Genomic DNA, 18,852 nt, shown 5'->3' with positions numbered 1-18,852 from the left:
ACAATCATCTAAATTACGCCTTTATGAATGCAGACGATGAGTACAAAGAACCTGGGGGGGAAGAGGAACGGTTCAGTGACGATCCGGAAGAACAGCTGAGGATCGAGAACGAATTGCTGCGGCTCAAGCTACAGGCCGAGACCGGCGCCGATATCCACCGGCTGGAGGATGTACCACCCGAGGTCGAAAATGCCTTTCTCAACAATATCCTGGCCTTTGAGCGCCAGCTGGACAGCGTCGCAGAGGTAAGCATCTATAAGATATTGGGAGAACCAAAGGACTTTAAGGATGCCGCAGTGCTGAACGATGAACAGATCGAAAAGGAGCTTGAGCGCCTGGAAACATTTATGCGGGACAAAAATATCGAAGTGGACTACGGCGACAGCTACCCTGCGCGCCTTAAATACAAATTCATTACCGAAGAGCTGTTCCTGCACGAGACCCAGCAGTTTGACATTCCCGAAATGGTGAACCACTTCATTTACGAAGAGTTCCATCCCAATCACCGGCTAACGATTGAGGGTATTGCCGAAGACTTCCTGGAAATGTGGCTGGACCGGCATGTGGACGAGGAGAGTTTTATTCTTGCAGACGAATTCGTTTCGGACAACAACGTGGTTTATACCAAAGAGCAGTTCATAGCGCATATCCGCAATATCTTCGCATCTTACCTTTCTTTTGAGAATGGGGGCTACAAGATCACCAATATTGTCTTCGACCTGGGAGCAGACGGAGCGCCACAGGGACCGGGCTATGCCGAAGGTATGATCCGCTACGATGCCACGTTGGAAAGCAAAGAGACAGAAACGATCGAGGGACCATTTAAGATCGTTATGGCATGGGTAAACGGCTACTGGGAAATTACCAATGCCATTATGCCCGGCCTCTCGCGGTAACACCACACACTTTATCCGATAATTATTTTTCTATGAGCACTACAGTTGCCGTTATCGGCGGTGGCAACCTTGGCGTTGCCATAGCCGAGGGCCTCATCAGCAGCGGCTTTATACCCGCCCGGGAGCTGATCGTTACCAAACGCAATACCGAGAGCCTGGCCAACCTGGCCGGGCAAGGCGTGACCATTACCAACGACAACCTGGCCGCCGTACGGCAGGCAAGCTGGCTGATCTTTGCCGTGAAGCCCTTCCAGATCAAAGAGATACTGGCAACATTGCAACCCGTATTGGATCCCGGCCGCCACGTGATCGTGAGCGTAATGACCGGTGTATGGCTTCATGACCTGCGCGGCATGCTGGGTGAGGGCTTCAGCCTCTTCAGGGCTATGCCCAATACCGCGATTGCGATAAGGGAAAGCATGACCTGCATTTGCGCCGATGGCGCCAGCGACGGGCAGGTCGATTATGTGCAGGCATTGTTTGGACAGCTGGGTAAGACCGTTTTTATCGACGAGAAGCTGATGGATGCTGCCACCGTGCTTGGCGCTTGTGGTACCGCCTATGCGATGCGTTATATCAGGGCCAATATCCAGGGTGGTATCGAGATCGGCTTCGATGCACGTACAGCTGCGCTCATCGCCGCGCAAACAGTAAAAGGCGCAGCAGAGTTGCTACTGACGCGCAATACCCACCCCGAACAGGAGATCGATAAGGTAACTACGCCCAAGGGCTGTACCATTGCAGGCCTGAACGAGATGGAGCATCAGGGATTCAGCTCCTCGCTTATCCGCGGCGTGGTGACCAGCTATAAAAAGATCCAATCGGATATGTAAAGCAAAGCGGCAGGCGAAGCAGGTAATTCAATATACAGGAAAGACGGTATGCTATATTTTACATCGGCCAGCTACCTTTGGCATTGTCCGGCTGATACGGACAATGCTGAACAATCTTCCCATGGCATAGCATCTGTTTAAAGACAGGGAAGCCTACCAGACTCATCTATTTTTTATGAAAAAGAAAGGCATTTCGCTGAAAGCAAAGCTTACGCTGAACAAAGAAACATTGGCCCAATTGAACCAGCGCCAGCAGGCGGTAGTAGCCGGAGGCGGCACACTTAGCCGCTGCCAGACCAACAGGACCTGCGCGCCGCAAAATACCGGCTTTGTAAGTTGCGAAGGCATGTGTTGATCTCCGTTTAACGGGGGAGCACATACCGTAAAAAAAACTGTCTCTTTATGCTTACGCAAGCATAGGAGACAGTCCTTTTCTTTTTACATAACTCAAAATTTACCGGAACCTATAGCAACGGGCGGTATTAATGCTCCGTATGTGCGATACCTACGGTTTGCATTTTGGCCACCTTTATTATACCGAGCCACTTGAGAAAGAGTATTATCGGGTATACGGGATCGATTTCATGCCAGCGGTTGCCAAAATTTATGGCAGAAGGGCGCTTATGATGATTGTTATGGTAAGACTCACCAAGCATCAGAAGATCGACAAAGATCAGGTTGTGGGATGTATTTTTCAGTTTGAAATTGATGTAGCCATATTTATGAGCAAACCAATTGATCAATGCCCCGTGAAAAGCGCCCATCAATATAACGTTAGGCAATAACAGGTAGAACCAGGGTGAAGGGGCAAATAAAACAAAGAAGGTCGTATAGGCTATGGCCCATACTACTTTGGATAATCCCGAATTCGCCCACTTGTCAAACCAGGGCCATTCCGGAAGATGCTTGGTAAATCGCTCTTCGACAGGGAATGTTCCCTTTACGATACCCGCATAGATCTTTTTGGTCCGCCACATCATGGTAAAGATATTGGAGGAAAAGCTGGGCGAGTGCGGATCTTTTTCCGTATCGGTGTAGGCATGGTGCATCCGGTGCATGATGGCATAAGCTCTGGGACTCATATACGAAGATCCCTGTGTGATATAAGCGAAAATAAAGAAGAAACGCTCCCAGAATTTATTCATCTTAAAGGAAGCATGTGCCGCATAACGGTGCTGAAAGAACGTTTGTGAGAATAGCGATAAATACCATAGCCCACCAAAAAAAATGAGGATAATCATTTGATCAATTTATGAATGAGAAAATTGAATACAGGATTAATTACTAGGCCACTTCATGAAGGGTTGGTAAGTGGAAACCGGAAGATTGGAATACTGAATTCGTGAACGGTAAAGATAAGCTATAAATCCTTTGTTTGCTTTACTGGCGGCGTTTCTTATGATAGTTGTTCTTTATGGGAACATAGCACCATCACAGCATAACGACTATTAAAAATTAAGATCAAATTTGTTGCTGAATCCTTCTTCCCTGAACTTATCGCGAACAGCAGGACTCCCTATGATATTGCCGGTAAAGCGATTCCCCGACCGGTCTACATGTACCGAGCAGTGGCCACCATTGTCTATTACAAAAGCCAGCTTGTCTGCGAGTACGGCTATTACCATAGCTTCAAAAGTCACTTTCATATACGTGGCTGTATGGGCATTGGATGTTAACCTATTTAAAATATTGTACCGGAATTCCAGTTTCTTTATCATCATATTTGTTTTGATTTTTGGCAACCCCCTTCCCGGAGTAAAGCGTACAGGACGCAACTACTGCCTGACTTTAAAACATTGGCCGGGCAAACCTGTACAATAGTCATGCAGTGAGATGAGAAAGGGGATATAAGCCCTCTTTCTTTCCAGCTATAGAAGGCCGTAGCATTTGAATCATCGGACCGGCGCGGGTGTCCCGTTACTGCAGCCACCAGGCGCCTTCGGTAATAAGATGGCCGGACTTGATAAAAAGGCGTGCTACGTCGCCCGGCGAAGTAAACCGTGGACGCATACCTGCAGGTGCTACCAGCTCTATCATATTGTTGGCACTATTGATATTGCGGATCTCATAAGCTTCATCCGGCTTTCCTTCCGGAAAGCATTTGAGTAAAACATCGCCCTTAAGCAATTGGGTTATCTGTTGATCGGTAGTTATTTTTATGGGCATAGTGTTATAGGGCTGGCATCAGGAGCGCCCGATTGACCAGTATGATTTGTTGCATGAACTTACTTTGATCCAGTTTTTTTATAGCATTCAGACCATCGGCTTCATTTGTCATGATGACCAGGCCAAAGATGCGGGGTGCAGCAAGCATTCCCTCCCGGATGATCAATGCATGATTAACGAGACCGAATTCTGCGAATAGATACCTAAGTTGCTTAGGTATGGCGATTGCAGCCAGGTTACGGATTAAAATGTTCATGGAACCAGATAAAAGATGAACCGAAAAGAGGCAAGGGAAGCAAAATCTGAAGGGAAAGAATCGTTCGGATCAGGATGGACAGATGCCAATGAATACAAGTGAAGATAATCAATTTTTTCCACAAGCAGGCTTTTATTTTTTAGTGCATTTCCTTGCGTGCAAAGCAACCTGTCCTAATCGAAACCAATAAAAAAAGCTACTCTTTCGAGTAGCTTCATTGCTATTGTATATGTTTCAAAATGTCGGCGAAAGATTTGTCGTAAAGCGAATTATTGCTAAAAAATCTACGAATCCAAACTAAAATTATACTGTACCATCTATTTACTATCATTTGGTAAAGTTACGAAAAAATATTAAATTTTTTAAAAATATTTTCGTACCTTGTAAGAATGCTAGACTACTTGAAGGACTCGTGCAGGTTATTGGCTCTATTGAAAACAATAGACTTCGCCAAGTATACTTCTTTCAGGATACTACCCGGCTACATCAATAGAACTTATGTGCTGGCGCCATTTCTCAAGCACAATAATTATCAGGCGCGCACCGATGAGCAATTGATGAAGAAGCTGGACAAATTCCTGGAGGATTTTAAAGACAAAATGGGAGACAAAAGTAAAAATTGACCGGCGCCTCGTCTGAAAAAAATCTCGCTGCCGCATCAATATAGGCATCCTCTTTTCCCGCACACATTTCTCCTGATCCGGGATAAAAATATTTTATCTTCTTTTTCCTGAAACTTCGGAAAAAAAATAGCGACATTTGAGCATCCTTGTAGTACAATATCTGCCCATAAGGAGCTAAGCCGGCAATACATCAATAACGCCGGCAACCAGCAATATTCAATCAAAGCCATTTTTACAGGAACAATGTCAGAGACAATAAAAACAGCATTCATTACCGGCGGTTCCAAAGGCATCGGCTACGGTGTGGCCGAAACCCTCATCCGCCAGGGCATACAGGTAGCCATCACCAGTCGCTCCGGCGCTAATGCGGCGGAAGCCGCTGCAAAGCTTAATGCCATCAGGCAAGGCTATGCGCTCGGCCTGGAAGCCGATGTACGCGACCTGGCATCACAACAGCAGGCAGTAGATAAGGTCCTGCAGCAATGGGGCCGCATCGACTACGTGATCGCTAATGCCGGCGTGGGCCATTTCGCACCTATCCAGACTATCGCTATCGATACCTGGAAAGAAACCATCGATACCAATCTTACCGGCGTTTTTTATACCGCTAAGGCCACCCTGCCCTCGCTCGGCCAAAGCCAGGGCTACTTCATTACCATCGCCAGTCTTGCCGGCGCCAATTTTTTGCCCGAAGGCACCGCATACAATGCCAGCAAGTTTGGCCTCGTGGGCTTTACCCAGGCCATGATGCTCGATGTACGCAAAGAAGGTATTAAGGTAACCACCATTATGCCGGGATCGGTAGCTACGCAATTCAACGACCATACCGTTACGGCGCAGGACGCCTGGAAAATACAGCCGGAAGATATCGGGCAGATCGTGGCCGATATCATCCGCATGCCGGCGCGTACGCTTCCCAGTAAGATAGAAGTGCGCCCTGCCCTACCCGCATAGCCAGCCGCTTGCAAATAAAAACTTGTGTTAAAGGCAACAAGAAGCCAGTTATTTCGTTGTAGTTTAGCACAATAACCCAACTGTTTTCTATTCAGTAACTTTACCTCATACATTTTTTCAATTAACATCTAACCCTGCGTCGCAGGACCGCTTTATTATATGCAAGCAGAAATTTTATGGGTAGACGATGAAATAGAATCGTTGAAATCACAGATCCTTTTCCTGAAAAACAAAGGTTATGAAGTAAAGCCTTTCACCAATGGTTATGATGTGCTCGAGCACCTGAAGAGCAACCAGGCCGACGTGATCTTGCTGGATGAAAGCATGCCCGGCATGACCGGCCTGGAAACCCTTTCCCGCATCAAGGAAACCTATCCCACCGTACCGGTGGTAATGGTGACCAAGAACGAAGCGGAGAACATTATGGAAGAAGCGATCGGCTCGCAGATCACCGATTATCTCATTAAGCCGGTAAACCCCAACCAGGTGCTGCTCTCCCTGAAGAAGATCATGGATGGCAAACGCCTGGTATCGGAAAAGACTACAGTCGAATACCAGAAAGACTTCCGCAATCTTTTCATGGCGCTCAACAGCAGCCCCAATGTAGAAGAATGGAAAGACCTGTACAAAAAACTGGTGTATTGGGAAGTAGAAATGAGCAAGAGCGACAGTCCCGAAATGCAGGAGGTATTCAATACACAGAAGTCGGAAGCTAATACCGAGTTTTTCAAATTTGTTTCCCGCAACTATATCGACTGGATCAAAAACAAGCGCGACGATACCCCGGTGATGTCGCATACTTTGTTCAGCCAGATGATCGCACCACACGTTAAAAAAGGCAAATCCACCTTTATGGTGCTCATCGACAACCTGCGCTATGATCAATGGAAATCTATAGAACCCATCGTAAGCCAGTTCTTCCGCGTACAGGAAGAAGATATGTTCTATGCTATATTGCCTACCTCGACGCAGTACAGCCGTAATTCGATCTTCTCAGGCATGCTGCCTGTCGAGATCGAAAGGCGCTATCCGCTCGAATGGAAGAACGACGATGAGCAAGGCGGTAAGAACCTGTATGAGCGGCAGTTCCTGGGCGACCAGATCAAAAGCCTGAACATGGGCAACATTCGCTGGGAGTACCTGAAGATCACCAATAATGATGATGGTAAGACTATGGAAGATAATATTCACAATTACCTGAAGAATGATCTGACCGTGATCGTCTACAACTTTGTGGATATGCTTTCCCATGCCCGCACCGAGATGGAAGTGCTGAAGGAGCTGGCCGGCGACGAACAATCGTACCGCTCGCTTACCGTAAGCTGGTTTGAGCATTCGCCGCTGTTCCGCGCCCTGAAGAAGATCGCCGAAAAGGATATACAGGTGATCTTTACCACCGATCATGGCACCATGCGCGTGAAGACGCCCAGCAAATGTGTGGGGGACAAATCGACCACTACTAACCTGCGTTATAAACACGGCCGTAATATTCAATATGAGGAGAAAGATGTGTTTGCGATCACCACACCGCATGATGCCGGTTTGCCGCAACCCAACGTCAACTCCAAGTATATCTTTGCCAAAGAAGATGTATTCCTTTGCTATCCCAACAACTACAACTACTACGTGAACTACTACCGCAATACCTTCCAGCACGGAGGCGTATCGCTGGAGGAAATGATCGTACCGGTAATACGGATGCAAAGTAAGTAAGACATAACTAACAATAGCAAAAAATACCACACGACAATGTGGTATTTTTTTTGTTACAGCTTGTCCTCATAGCAGGATGCATACGAGGCATCTCTTAAATGCTACCACTATGAAAGCCAGCCTGATAAGTCTCGCGCTGCTGCTCGGCTATTGCTTTGCCACGGCTCAGCCCATTAGTATCGCTACACCCAAACCCGGACCTGATTATTTATACCGCATCACCTCAGCGGAAGCCTTATATCTTTTGGAGCATCCGTTGAAGACAGGAGACACCACTTTCTTCCACGACCTAGTAGGTCAGGTACCCAAGTATTCAGACAGTTTGCCGCTTCCCTATGGTCACTACCTCCAGGTATATGCTGAGGGTAATACTTTACGGTACCGCTACATTGCATCGGAGCCATGGCTCATTTATATACCCGAAGACGGCGATGATCTGTTGATACAGCTCACGTCCAGAGCGACGCGCCAGCCCGTAACTACAGCGGTAATTACGCTGAAAGGGAAGCCTATTCCTTATGATCTTAGAACAGCAGCCTATAAGCACGGCAAGACAAAACGGAAAGGCTTGCTGGCTGTAAGCTTCAAAGGTGAGACCTATTATTATACCGTTAAGCGGGAGCGGAACAAATCCGAAGACTGGAGATGGAGTGATAAGCCACCCGCTAAAACAACGATCCAATACCTGGCTACACCGGTCAGGGCAATAGCAGGCCTGTTTGCACGGAAACGTAAAGAGGATCGGGATCAAGAATGGGAAATGCAGCGCAGGTTTGGTAGCTACTTCTTTTTCAGTAAGCCTATATACCGCCCCGGAGACACCATAAGATTTAAGGCGCAGGTACTGAACAAAAGGAAAAACAAGTGGCTGGATAAAGCCTTATGGGTAACGCTAAATGACGAAAATGACCATAGTTATTATCTGGGAAAAGTAAAGCCTGCTGCGCCGGGAGAAGGTTATTCATTTCAGTTTGTGATACAGGATAGCATGAATATCAGATTAGACCGGGACCATAAAATTGAATTAAAAAATAAGGATTCAGCAACAATTGCCTGGGGCAGGTTCGCCTATGAAGAATATGAGTTGAAACGGTGTGCCTTTAAGGCCGAACTTATGGAAGAGGGCAAACAGGTAAGAGGAAAGCCATTCCGGCTAAAGCTTACCGCAAAGGATGCTAACGAATTGCCTGTTCCCGATGCACAGGCCGAATTATTCCTTATCGCAGAAAGGGTAACCGGAATCGAACAGGATACGCTTCTTCTACCCGATACCTTTTGGCATTACCAAACAGCGATTGAAAACGGAGAAAAAATAGTAGCCATACCGGACAGCATTTTTCCCAATGCGAATATCAGCTATAACCTATATGCGGTAATGCAAAACAGTGAACATGAAAGAACAGTGGAGCAACACTGGGTCAATTTCATGGACCAGGAAATAAACATTGATCTTTTAGATGATTCCGTGATGTTCAGTTGTCCGGAGAAGTCCCCCGATCACAAAATGCGTGTATCGGCTTTTGACAGATCCGATAATTTACTTTTGGACACTGCTATATACCTGCCTTGCGTGCTTCCCCTTAACCCTCATGCCTATGAATATAGCTGCGGCGAAACATTTCTCGAAACAGAAAAGGAAGAAGATGGCCTGGATCTGGACTGGTACCAGGTGGCAGATTCATTTCTGGTTACCTTACACAACCCGAGGAAGCTACCGGCGATCTATCACTTATATGAGGGGAATAAGGAAATAGCAAGAGGCTACGGCCAAACGTTATCGGTACAACTTCCGGTCAAAAGAAACATTGCTTACAAATGGATTATTAGCTACATCTGGTCGGGCCGTATGCTATCTAAAAGCAGGTATATTGGTCTGGCATCCTCACTGGTCAACCTGGAAGTAGCGCAGCCAGCAGTGGTTTATCCCGGTAAAGAAACGGAGATCACGATTACGGCAACGGATGCGGAACACAAGCCTGCCGCAGGCATGGATATACTAGCGTATGCTTATACCAGGAGATTTGATCATGAAGATCATATAAGAGAGCCTTACCTGCCCTACCTGGGACCATATCTGAAAGAGCGGGAGCCGCTCAGCCGGTTTTCTCTTGAAGAGGTGGAAAACTATCCTCGTACAGGAGGGCTAAGCTTCCCGTTCTGGCATAGCCGGTGGGGACTCGATACCGGTGCCTATTACCAATTGCTTTATCCTGCTCCCGGCGTTATCCCCCGGTTTCATTTGCCTTCTGCAGATAGCATCACACAGGTCGCTCCTTTTATTGTTCAGAGTGGTAAGCTGCTTCCAGTGCTGTACGTGCTGATTGATAACATTCCCGTCTACTACGGATTTACTGATGATAAGCTGCCATATAGTTTCGAAACGGATACCAACGCGCACCAGATCACAGTAAGGACCAGCCGCCATTTGATCACGATACCACAATTTCGTGCGAGACCCTTTGTCAGGAATGTCTTCAGTATTGACGTGGATGCCAAAGCGCCGGCCCTGACGATAACAGACTATCCCGATACACTTACAATCAATGAACGCAGTGTATTGTCTCCTTTTGTAATGGGCTATGACCCACGTAACGGATACTTCACCAATGCCTGCCTTAGCAATGGGGCGTCTCACAGCGCTATCCGGCTTACCAACAGCTATTCTGCCAGAACAGTTGGGCCGCTGGTATGGAAGTATTGGATATTTAAACAGGCTGGTCGTTTCGCTGTCAATTTCGAATTTGAGCCTTTCAGTCTCTATAATTTTGCTCCCGGCCTCGTAAAGCAAAAAGAACTATCACGGGTAAAGGCTATCCCGCCAAGGATAAATGCACCGGTGCCACAACTCAACGATGAAGTATTGACGGAAGAGCAGCTTGAGAAGGACTACCGGCGGGAACTTCTTCGCAAAAGACGTCGTGATCCTATAAAGCTCACAGGAGAACAATCGGTTGGCAAAGCGACGATCACCCTGGATCTTGATACGTCCTTCAGGCAGCCTTTGAATCTCATTTTAATTAAACCCGGAGATTTCAGCTTTATCCGTGTCTACCCGGGCGAGACAACCCTGATGAACAAACTTCCAGAGGGTATTTATGAACTCATTGTTGTCAGCAGCCATAATGTTTACCTTAAAAGTGGTAAGCTACTGGCCCGGAACAACTACACCAATTTTTACCGTTTCCGGCGCCTGGATACACTAAGTGGAAAATATACAGTCAAGATGGATTCGCTGTTGTCCGATATCTATGAACAGCCTGAAGGAAGAATCATACCCGGGGTCGATGAGGTATTGAACACTTATATTAGAGCCACCTATAACGGGCCTTCAATGCAGATAGAAGGAACACTCATAGACAGCCTCGGCGAACCTGTTCCCGGCGCCTCGATCACAGTAGCGACAACGGCTATTGGTACCGTAAGCGATGCCGACGGCCATTTCCAGCTGGCGATACCGGAAGCTATTAAGAATCCCCGTTTAGTAATCAAGGCTCTGGGCTGCGAGACAAAAGAAATAGCGGCGACACCCCAGATGTTTGCTATCACCCTTGAAGAAAGTCGTTCTCAGAGCATCGGCGAAGTACAAGTTTACGGACAGAAAGTTGATAAGAGGTCCTATACCGGCGCTGTCAGCATAATTACTTCCACCGGCGCCTACCCGCTTTCGTCTTTGCTCAACACCGTGAACAGCCTTTCGGGGCAAGCGATGGGCATAGGTATCACTTATAGTAACACAAGTCCCCAACTCGAACTCAAACCAGACGAGGCGCATGCTCCGCTTATCGTCATCGACGGTTTGATCTTTTCAGGTCCCTTGGGGCTTATTGATCTGTCGGCCATCGCTTCTATTACGCTGGTTAAGGATAAGGCTACAACCAGCCTCTACGGCGCCAGAGCCGCTAACGGGGTGTTGCAGATCACTATCAGGAAAGGAGCGACACTCCCCGAAAAGATAAGAAAAGGTCTGGAGCAGCCACCAGCTGCTATGCCCGAAACATTGATGGCAAGCGGGCTGCGTCATCGCTTTCGTGATGATGCTTACTGGTATCCGCATCTCAAAACGGACAAGCAGGGTAAGGTGAGCTTTAAAGTAATCTACCCTGACGACATTACGGCCTGGAAGACCTTTGTATTTGCTACGGATGGCGGCAGGCGAACCGGCAGTCATACCGGCCTGGTTAAATCCTATAAGCCACTTTCAGCATCTTTATATGCACCGTCCTTCCTGGTTAAGGGAGATACTGCTTTTATACTGGGTAAATCAGTCAGTTATCTTCCCGATACACAACAGATTACTGGCTCCTTCTTTCTGCAGGACCAGTTGGTAGGCCGGCAGCCAATAGCGTTGAACCGGTTTCACAATCACATTCAGCAGGTAATCGCCCCTGCTATGGATTCGGTCAGGTTGAAATACCAGATCGCAAGGGACGAAGGTTACTTCGATGGAGAGCAGACAAAGCTACCCGTCATACCCATCGGCGTTTCCATAGCCCGCGGTAGATTCACCGCGCTCAGGGCCGGAGATACGACCTTTACCATCCGCTGCCAACCGCATGATACCACCTACCTCACAGCCAATGCATCTCTGCTGGATATTGTCCGGGAAGAGATCGGTTTCATACAAGATTATCCCTATTTATGCAACGAGCAATTGGCATCGAAGATTATTGCCGCGCTGCAACAGCAGCATATCATGGAAGCGCTCGGACAGAAATGGGCAAAAAGGGATCAGAAGAAAGTCCAGGATATGATCGCCCTGCTGTTACAACGGCAAAACGGGGATAAGCTGTGGGGTTGGTGGGAAAACGGCGCTACCATCCAATGGGTTTCGCAACATGTGCTGCAAGCATTGGTTACCGCAAAAGAACGGGGTTATACTCTTGAACAGGACGCTATTGAGAAATGGGTGCAACCTATACAATATATATGGGAAAGGGATAGCACTTACCGGGATATCCATAGCCTTCAATTGATGTACCAGGCCGGATTAAAGGTCAACTATGAAAAATATGTTTCCCGTATAGAGCGGCAAAAGCAGCTTCAGGTATCCTTGCGCCTGGAGCTGATACGGCTGCGGCAACAATTGGGATTACCTTACGCCATACAGCCGCTGCTGGCTTCGATGCAAAGCGATCTTTTGGGCAATATCTTTTGGCAAGACAGCAGCCGAACCGTCTTCGGCAATGAAGTGATGGCTACTACCACTGCGTTGAAAATATTGCTATCCGATAGTACGATCGCTATTGATCATAACAAAGTGATCGGCTGGCTGTTACAGCAAAGGAGCGCCAGGGGCTGGCGCAATACTTATGAGAGCGCACAGATCATCGAGGCTTTGGCTCCTGCGCTAAACCTGAGCGATAGCGCTGCTTTGAAACCACGGCTACGGTTCAGCGGCAATATTGAAGAAGCAGTGACCACATTTCCTTACCGGAAAACTATTTACGGTCCAGCTGAGATCGTGGTTGAGAAAAAGGGCCGGATACCGGCCTACCTATCCTGGTATTGCAATTATTGGGACACGAGCGGGAAGAATGATGGCAAGCATTTCGTCCTGAGTACGACCTTCAGACAGGAAGCTAAGGTCGTATCACAGCTTTCGGCGGGCGTTCCTGTTACGATGATGGTGGATGTAACCGCAATAAAAGCCGCAGATTTTGTTCAGATCGATATCCCTATCCCAGCGGGATGCACCTTTGAGCAGAAGAGTGGATACTATCCGGGAGAGACACACCGCGAATACCATAAAGATCGTGTGAGCATTTTTTGCGAAATTATGGCCAAAGGTCATCATACTTTTACCGTAGATCTTTTGCCTAAATTTGACGGCACCTACACCTGCAATCCCGCGAAAGCCGAGTTAATGTATTTTCCTGTATTCTACGGTTGTACACCTCCAAAAAAGATCAGCATACGATGAGTGCTATCAGTTGGAATGGGTTTAACGCCTTGTTCCCATGCTATTTAACCAAATAGTTTTACCTTTACCGGTACATTTCAAAACGACATGGCTCACTATTATAGTCTGGGAAATATTCCCCACAAAAGACATACACAGTTCCGGAAGCCCGATGGCGGGCTGTATTCCGAGCAACTGTTCAGCACCGAAGGTTTTTCATCCAATTATTCGCTGCTGTATCATGTGCATCCACCTACGAAGATCATCAAAACTGAGGAGCCTTTCGATGTATCGCCCAAGGCCTCTACCGACAATATCCTGAAGCATCGCAGCTACCAGGGCTTTAAGATCAAGCCCGAGGCCGATTTTCTGAAGAGCAAGAAGACCGTGCTGTTCAATAATGACGTTCATCTTTCGTTGGCTGCGCCACAAAAAGGACTTACCGGTAATGTCTTTTATAAGAATGCCGATTCCGACGAGGTCATCTTCGTACACGAAGGCAGCGGCGTACTCAAGACCCAGTATGGCCTGCTCAAGTTTGGCTACGGCGACTACCTGGTAATCCCGCGCGGCACCATTTACCAGATCGAGTTCGATACAGAGGCCAACAGGCTGTTCATCGTCGACTCTTTCAGCCCGGTCACCTACCCTAAAAGATACCTGAGTAAATATGGTCAATTGCTGGAGCATGCCCCCTACTGCGAAAGGGATATCCGTAAGCCGGCCGACCTGCAGACCTTCGACGAGCAGGGTGAATTCGTCATCAATATTCGCAAAAAGGGCCTCATGTATCCCATCTGGTATGGCACGCATCCTTTTGATGTGGTAGGCTGGGATGGTTACGAATATCCCTATGCGCTCAGCATCCACGACTTTGAACCCATTACCGGCCGCGTGCACCAGCCGCCGCCTGTACACCAGACCTTTGATGCGCACAACTTCGTGATCTGCTCCTTTGTACCCCGTAAATACGATTACCATCCGCTGGCGATACCGGCGCCTTATAATCATAGCAATATCGACAGCGATGAAGTGCTGTACTATGTAGACGGCGAGTTTATGAGCCGTAAGCATGTAGAACGCGGTATGATAACGCTGCATCCCGGCGGTATCCCGCATGGCCCGCATCCCGGCGCCGTAGAAAAGAGCATCGGTAAGACCGAGACGCCGGAGCTGGCGGTAATGGTAGACACCTTCCACCCACTGATGATGACCGATGCGGCCAAGGGGATCGAAGATGAGCATTATGTGATGAGCTGGGCGGAATAAGGTGAAGCAGCTGGTTTCAAAATTGCAATACTTCTATTACGAGATAGGAGAATTCAGTGATATCGAGCGGAGAAGCCTGGAGCAAACGATGGACCTGCTACGCAACTATCCCTGGGACGAGCAGCGAAGAAGTTCCTTTGTTGGTCTCAATGGTGCTTCTGTAACCATAGAAGGCCATTCGGGCAGGTTTTTGAAGGCGGGACTGTATTATCATGGAAAGTTCATACTGTATTTGCTGAATGAACGGAAAAAGCTCTTTCTAAAGATTGTCGATACCTGGAACGAACTGGAGTTGGCCGTCAGGGATTTTTACGAGAACGTTCCGGATCATGATTTTGTAAAATATCTGGAATGGGTGAGAAAGCCATCGCGGTATTTTGTGACAAAAGACTTTGGGTATAAGGTTAGTGGTAAACGGATATTGAGGTTTTTAGCATTGCCTTTGGGTTTTACGATCTTGACCTCACCTGCGCTGCTCTTGGGTTTTAACCGTAGTAAGGTCGATATAGGAATGATCGCCGCCCTGACGCTTGTGTTTATATTGCTCGTAGGAATTAAGCTGCTTTTGTTCTTTAATTATTACTGGTACAGCAGAAAGCTTTACCTGAAAATATCCAGGGGCATTGATACGTTTGCGTTCGGTACGCTTGGCAAAATGGAACAGTACAGCAAGCAGGATATAGAATGGGTTAAAGAATATTCCTGCCAGGGACAAAGAGTCCCATGGAACGATTGTTATGTGTACGTTATCCGGATGAAAAATGGTAAAGAGCTGAAGTTGACAAATCTGTTGATCAGTAGCTTTATCTTTGGGGAGAAATTTCCAGGTCATGAAGTGCGCACCGTAAACAAGCCTTTTGCAACTGTTTATAACTGTCCTTAAAATTGTTTAAAGAAAATCAATAGTGGAAAGAGAATATCATAACTCTTCTTACATCAGGGTAAAGAAGCGGCTTAAAAAGCTGGTGATGGCGATGTGGCATTAGGAGCTATTGCATTGCGCAGACGGCAGGATGCCGTATCTGCAGAAAAATCTAATAGCTAATATCTAACTTCTAATATCTAATATCATGTCAACAGTAACCGGAAAAACATTTGCAGAGAAAATAGCCCAGGCCCAGGATTTCCTACCCATCAACGGAACCGACTATATCGAATTTTATGTAGGCAATGCGAAGCAGGCAGCGCACTATTACAAAACCGCTTTCGGCTTCCAGTCGGTGGCCTATGCCGGTCCCGAAACCGGTGTGCGGGACCGTGCTTCTTATGTGCTGCAGCAAGGCAAGATACGCCTGGTGCTCACCACCGCACTCAATTCAGATCATCCTATTTCCGAGCATGTTAAAAAGCATGGCGATGGCGTAAAGGTGCTGGCCCTTTGGGTAGATGATGCCTACAGCGCTTTTGAAGAGACTACCAAACGCGGCGGTAAGCCTTACCAGGAGCCGGTTACCATGACCGACGAATTCGGCGAAGTGCGTATGTCCGGTATCTATACTTATGGTGAGACCATACACATGTTTATCGAGCGCAAAAATTATAAAGGTGCTTTCATGCCCGGCTACGAGGCCTGGGAAAGCGCTTATAACCCTGCTGATGCCGGACTGCTGTACGTCGACCATTGTGTAGGCAATGTAGGCTGGAACCGCATGTTGCCTACCGTACAATGGTACGAAGAGGTAATGGGCTTTGTGAACATCCTTTCTTTCGACGATAAACAGATCAATACCGAATATTCGGCTCTTATGAGTAAGGTGATGAGCAATGGCAACGGCTATTCCAAATTCCCTATCAACGAGCCGGCAGAAGGCAAGAAGAAATCCCAGATCGAAGAATACCTGGATTTCTACGAAGGCGAAGGCGTGCAGCATATTGCCGTAGCGACTAAAGACATCGTAAAAACAGTGACCGATCTGAAGGCGCGTGGCGTAGAGTTCCTGACCGCACCGCCCGATGCTTACTACGAAATGTTGCCGGAGCGCGTAGGCACTATCGATGAAGACATCAAGAAGCTGCAGGGACTGGGCATCCTGGTCGACCGCGACGAGGAGGGCTACCTGCTGCAGATCTTCACCAAACCGGTGGAAGACCGCCCTACCCTTTTCTTCGAGATCATCGAACGCCATGGCGCGCAAAGCTTCGGCGCGGGCAACTTTAAAGCCCTATTTGAAAGTATCGAAAGGGAGCAGGCTAGGCGCGGCAATCTGTAAGGTATTTCCAATGATAAAAAAAGAGAAGTCAAGTTTTAAAAACTTGACTTCTCTTTTTTTATGTGCTTATGCGCTTTAATCGATGATCTCGATAAATTCGATACCGTTCTTCTTCAGCTCTTTCAAGACCGGCACATAGACCTCGGGCATTACAGGGATCTGTACACCGGTAAAGTTCTTGGTGCTGATCTCTTGCAGCAATATTTTTTTGGCCAGGATCGCCATGGGTAAGCCTACCGTCTTGGACATGGCGCTGTACTGGCGGTTGTCGCCGGTTACGATCATAGAGCTGGTAAGCTTTACCAGCACACCCTTTCTTTCGTAGTCGATCTGATGCTGCATCACGACCATATCCTTGTCCAGGGCTTTCATTTTCCAGCGCTCTTCCAGCAATGTCTGCAGGATATCGGCCGAAGAAAGTTGCCCTACACCATTGATCCGGCGGTTGTCAAACAGGCCCAGCCAATCCATCTGCTTCATTTCTTTTTCGTCGGCGCCGAATTTTTTCTTGAACTGCTCCCGCAGCTTATCATCATTGGCAACGCCAACAACTTTAGCTGTCCAGTCGGCATAAGAGCTGTTATCGGCGTGGAACTTATCCTCTTCATTGACCAGGCCGGCTTTGATCACCAGGTCCCAGCCCTTCATAAAGGCCGGATGACGCAAGGTAGCGCGCACAAAGGTTTTGATATCGGGCAGACTGTACAGCTCCAGGTACTTTAGCGAGTCCCGGTTGGGATAATAGCTAAGAGAGCCCAGCTCGGCCACCTTGATCTTTTTGCTGGCCGAGAACAGCTGCTCGTATTTGGCTTCATGCTGCTTGCCGTTTTCCAGCCATACAGCGCCCTGCTTGCCAGCCAGCACAATGTTACGTGGGTTCCAACTGATCTTATAATGCCAGGGATTATCGTCGCTTTCCGGCGCCACCAGGCCACCGCAATAGCTCTTAAAGCTCTGGATGGTGCCTGCGATGCGCTGCACGCCATGAATGATCGCATTGGCCGACATATGGTCGATCCCGGGATCAAGGCCCATTTCACACATCATGGTGATGCCTGCTTTCCTGGCTTCAGCATCCAGCGCTTTGATCTCATCGGATACGTAAGACGAGGTGATGAGGTTCTTCTTGAATTTCAGGCAGTCTTTGGCCAGCAGGTAGTGCAGGTGAGGCGGCATGAGGGACAATACGATATCCGCATTTTTGACCAGCTGCTGCCGGGCCTGCTCGTCCATAATGTCGATCACCGCGGCTTCGCCTTTAGGATGCCCGTTAAGCTTTTCTGCAACCATCTCCGGATTGGCGTCCATTACCACCACTCTCCATTTTTGTTTAGCGTTGGAGAGCATATAGTCAATTAAGTGAGCAGACGACTTGCCGGCTCCTGCGATGAGAACTGTAAGCATAGTACAAATTGTTAATTGGTTAGTAAGTGCAATGCAAATATAGTCAACCGGTGCACATTTTTTTACATTTAAAAAAAAAGGTTTGTTTTAATTGCGCACTTTTTAAAGTATAAATAAATCGTTTAAGCATTAACTTTGACCGCTCAATTCATTTGAATGGCAATCTGGAACAAGGAAATCGTAAGCCTGGAAGAGCTGAACGCCTTGCGGCACAAGACGCTCGCCGGGGTATTGGATATGAACTTTACCGAGATCGGCGACGATTTCCTACGGCTGCAAATGCCCGTCGACGAGCGTACCCATCAACCCTATGGCCTCTTGCATGGCGGCGCTTCAGCGGCTTTGGCCGAAACCGTGGGCAGTGTCGCCAGCTGGCTCGTTATAGACAGGGAAAAACAGATATGCGTGGGTATGGAAATCAATTGTAATCATGTACGGGGCAAGCGGAGCGGCATAGTGACGGCTACTGCCACGGCACTGCACCTCGGCGCTACCTCGCATATATGGGATATCAGGATTACGGATGAGGCCGGGAAATTGGTCTGTGTCAGCCGGCTGACTATGGCTATATTGAAAAAACCGGCTGAGTAATGCCGATTATAATCATCCATACCTGATTTAACCTTGTT

The 18,852-nt window shown here is 47.8% G+C and carries 16 protein-coding genes; 11 read left to right on the top strand and 5 right to left on the bottom strand.

The annotated features are described in order from the left end of the window. Positions 1 to 23: 23 nt before the first annotated feature. The 3 genes from DZK30_RS22665 to DZK30_RS22655 all read left to right on the top strand — a co-directional run bounded on the left by DZK30_RS22665 (position 24) and on the right by DZK30_RS22655 (position 2,084). Entirely contained in the window at positions 24 to 896 is an 873-nt protein-coding gene (locus DZK30_RS22665; RefSeq protein ID WP_118976475.1) for a hypothetical protein, read from the top strand. Between the two features lie 32 nt (positions 897 to 928). Beyond that, entirely contained in the window at positions 929 to 1,729 is an 801-nt protein-coding gene (gene proC / locus DZK30_RS22660; RefSeq protein ID WP_118976474.1) for a pyrroline-5-carboxylate reductase, read from the top strand. A 175-nt stretch (positions 1,730 to 1,904) separates the two neighbouring features. Beyond that, on the top strand, positions 1,905 to 2,084 hold the full coding sequence (locus tag DZK30_RS22655; protein WP_118976473.1) for a class I lanthipeptide: 180 nt from the start codon (positions 1,905 to 1,907) through the stop codon (positions 2,082 to 2,084). Between the two features lie 127 nt (positions 2,085 to 2,211). On the opposite strand, the gene DZK30_RS22650 is transcribed toward DZK30_RS22655, so the two are convergent. The 4 genes from DZK30_RS22650 to DZK30_RS22635 form a co-directional block, all read right to left on the bottom strand. Beyond that, on the bottom strand, positions 2,212 to 2,970 hold the full coding sequence (locus DZK30_RS22650) for an acyl-CoA desaturase (protein WP_118976472.1): 759 nt from the start codon (positions 2,968 to 2,970) through the stop codon (positions 2,212 to 2,214). Positions 2,971 to 3,177: 207 nt separating this feature from the next. Beyond that, positions 3,178 to 3,450, bottom strand: a complete 273-nt coding sequence (locus DZK30_RS22645; protein ID WP_118976471.1) for a hypothetical protein — start codon at positions 3,448 to 3,450, stop codon at positions 3,178 to 3,180. A 196-nt stretch (positions 3,451 to 3,646) separates the two neighbouring features. Continuing rightward, positions 3,647 to 3,895 carry a hypothetical protein gene (locus DZK30_RS22640; protein ID WP_118976470.1) on the bottom strand — a complete coding sequence of 83 codons (249 nt, stop codon included), beginning with the start codon at positions 3,893 to 3,895 and terminating at the stop codon, positions 3,647 to 3,649. Between the two features lie 4 nt (positions 3,896 to 3,899). Next, on the bottom strand, positions 3,900 to 4,151 hold the full coding sequence (locus DZK30_RS22635) for an RNA recognition motif domain-containing protein (protein ID WP_118976469.1): 252 nt from the start codon (positions 4,149 to 4,151) through the stop codon (positions 3,900 to 3,902). Between the two features lie 431 nt (positions 4,152 to 4,582). Here DZK30_RS22635 and DZK30_RS22630 point away from each other — a divergent pair, with 431 nt between their 5' ends. The 7 genes from DZK30_RS22630 (at position 4,583) to hppD (ending at position 16,819) form a co-directional block, all read left to right on the top strand. After that, on the top strand, positions 4,583 to 4,774 hold the full coding sequence (locus tag DZK30_RS22630) for a hypothetical protein (protein WP_162903350.1): 192 nt from the start codon (positions 4,583 to 4,585) through the stop codon (positions 4,772 to 4,774). Between the two features lie 243 nt (positions 4,775 to 5,017). Next, entirely contained in the window at positions 5,018 to 5,728 is a 711-nt protein-coding gene (locus DZK30_RS22625) for an SDR family oxidoreductase (RefSeq protein WP_118976467.1), read from the top strand. Positions 5,729 to 5,887: 159 nt separating this feature from the next. Continuing rightward, on the top strand, positions 5,888 to 7,441 hold the full coding sequence (gene porX, locus DZK30_RS22620) for a T9SS response regulator signal transducer PorX (protein WP_118976466.1): 1,554 nt from the start codon (positions 5,888 to 5,890) through the stop codon (positions 7,439 to 7,441). A gap of 109 nt (positions 7,442 to 7,550) precedes the next feature. Then, entirely contained in the window at positions 7,551 to 13,361 is a 5,811-nt protein-coding gene (locus DZK30_RS22615) for an alpha-2-macroglobulin family protein (RefSeq protein ID WP_162903349.1), read from the top strand. 87 nt (positions 13,362 to 13,448) lie between these two features. After that, positions 13,449 to 14,609, top strand: a complete 1,161-nt coding sequence (locus DZK30_RS22610) for a homogentisate 1,2-dioxygenase (RefSeq protein WP_118976464.1) — start codon at positions 13,449 to 13,451, stop codon at positions 14,607 to 14,609. Position 14,610: 1 nt separating this feature from the next. Continuing rightward, positions 14,611 to 15,492, top strand: coding sequence for a hypothetical protein (locus DZK30_RS22605; protein WP_118976463.1), 882 nt, complete (start codon positions 14,611 to 14,613; stop codon positions 15,490 to 15,492). Between the two features lie 187 nt (positions 15,493 to 15,679). Next, positions 15,680 to 16,819, top strand: coding sequence for a 4-hydroxyphenylpyruvate dioxygenase (gene hppD, locus DZK30_RS22600; protein WP_118976462.1), 1,140 nt, complete (start codon positions 15,680 to 15,682; stop codon positions 16,817 to 16,819). A gap of 75 nt (positions 16,820 to 16,894) precedes the next feature. Here hppD and DZK30_RS22595 read toward each other — a convergent pair whose 3' ends face one another. Beyond that, entirely contained in the window at positions 16,895 to 18,223 is a 1,329-nt protein-coding gene (locus DZK30_RS22595) for a saccharopine dehydrogenase C-terminal domain-containing protein (RefSeq protein ID WP_118976461.1), read from the bottom strand. A gap of 156 nt (positions 18,224 to 18,379) precedes the next feature. Here DZK30_RS22595 and DZK30_RS22590 point away from each other — a divergent pair, with 156 nt between their 5' ends. After that, on the top strand, positions 18,380 to 18,814 hold the full coding sequence (locus DZK30_RS22590) for a hotdog fold thioesterase (protein ID WP_118976460.1): 435 nt from the start codon (positions 18,380 to 18,382) through the stop codon (positions 18,812 to 18,814). The last annotated feature ends 38 nt before the right edge of the window (positions 18,815 to 18,852 follow it).

Origin of the sequence: Taibaiella koreensis (assembly GCF_003545715.1) — a bacterium.
In the GTDB taxonomy this organism is placed as follows: Bacteria; Bacteroidota; Bacteroidia; order Chitinophagales; family Chitinophagaceae; genus Taibaiella; species Taibaiella koreensis.
The sequence above is the reverse complement of the archived record's forward strand: the minus strand, read 5'-3'. Positions and strand labels throughout refer to the sequence as shown.

Coding starts and splice junctions, on each gene's coding strand:
- DZK30_RS22665 (WP_118976475.1), top strand. CDS start 24: ATGAATGCAGACGATGAGTACAAAGAACCTGGGGGGGAAGAGGAACGG.
- proC (WP_118976474.1), top strand. CDS start 929: ATGAGCACTACAGTTGCCGTTATCGGCGGTGGCAACCTTGGCGTTGCC.
- DZK30_RS22655 (WP_118976473.1), top strand. CDS start 1,905: ATGAAAAAGAAAGGCATTTCGCTGAAAGCAAAGCTTACGCTGAACAAA.
- DZK30_RS22650 (WP_118976472.1), bottom strand. CDS start 2,970: ATGATTATCCTCATTTTTTTTGGTGGGCTATGGTATTTATCGCTATTC.
- DZK30_RS22645 (WP_118976471.1), bottom strand. CDS start 3,450: ATGATGATAAAGAAACTGGAATTCCGGTACAATATTTTAAATAGGTTA.
- DZK30_RS22640 (WP_118976470.1), bottom strand. CDS start 3,895: ATGCCCATAAAAATAACTACCGATCAACAGATAACCCAATTGCTTAAG.
- DZK30_RS22635 (WP_118976469.1), bottom strand. CDS start 4,151: ATGAACATTTTAATCCGTAACCTGGCTGCAATCGCCATACCTAAGCAA.
- DZK30_RS22625 (WP_118976467.1), top strand. CDS start 5,018: ATGTCAGAGACAATAAAAACAGCATTCATTACCGGCGGTTCCAAAGGC.
- porX (WP_118976466.1), top strand. CDS start 5,888: ATGCAAGCAGAAATTTTATGGGTAGACGATGAAATAGAATCGTTGAAA.
- DZK30_RS22615 (WP_162903349.1), top strand. CDS start 7,551: ATGAAAGCCAGCCTGATAAGTCTCGCGCTGCTGCTCGGCTATTGCTTT.
- DZK30_RS22610 (WP_118976464.1), top strand. CDS start 13,449: ATGGCTCACTATTATAGTCTGGGAAATATTCCCCACAAAAGACATACA.
- hppD (WP_118976462.1), top strand. CDS start 15,680: ATGTCAACAGTAACCGGAAAAACATTTGCAGAGAAAATAGCCCAGGCC.
- DZK30_RS22595 (WP_118976461.1), bottom strand. CDS start 18,223: ATGCTTACAGTTCTCATCGCAGGAGCCGGCAAGTCGTCTGCTCACTTA.
- DZK30_RS22590 (WP_118976460.1), top strand. CDS start 18,380: ATGGCAATCTGGAACAAGGAAATCGTAAGCCTGGAAGAGCTGAACGCC.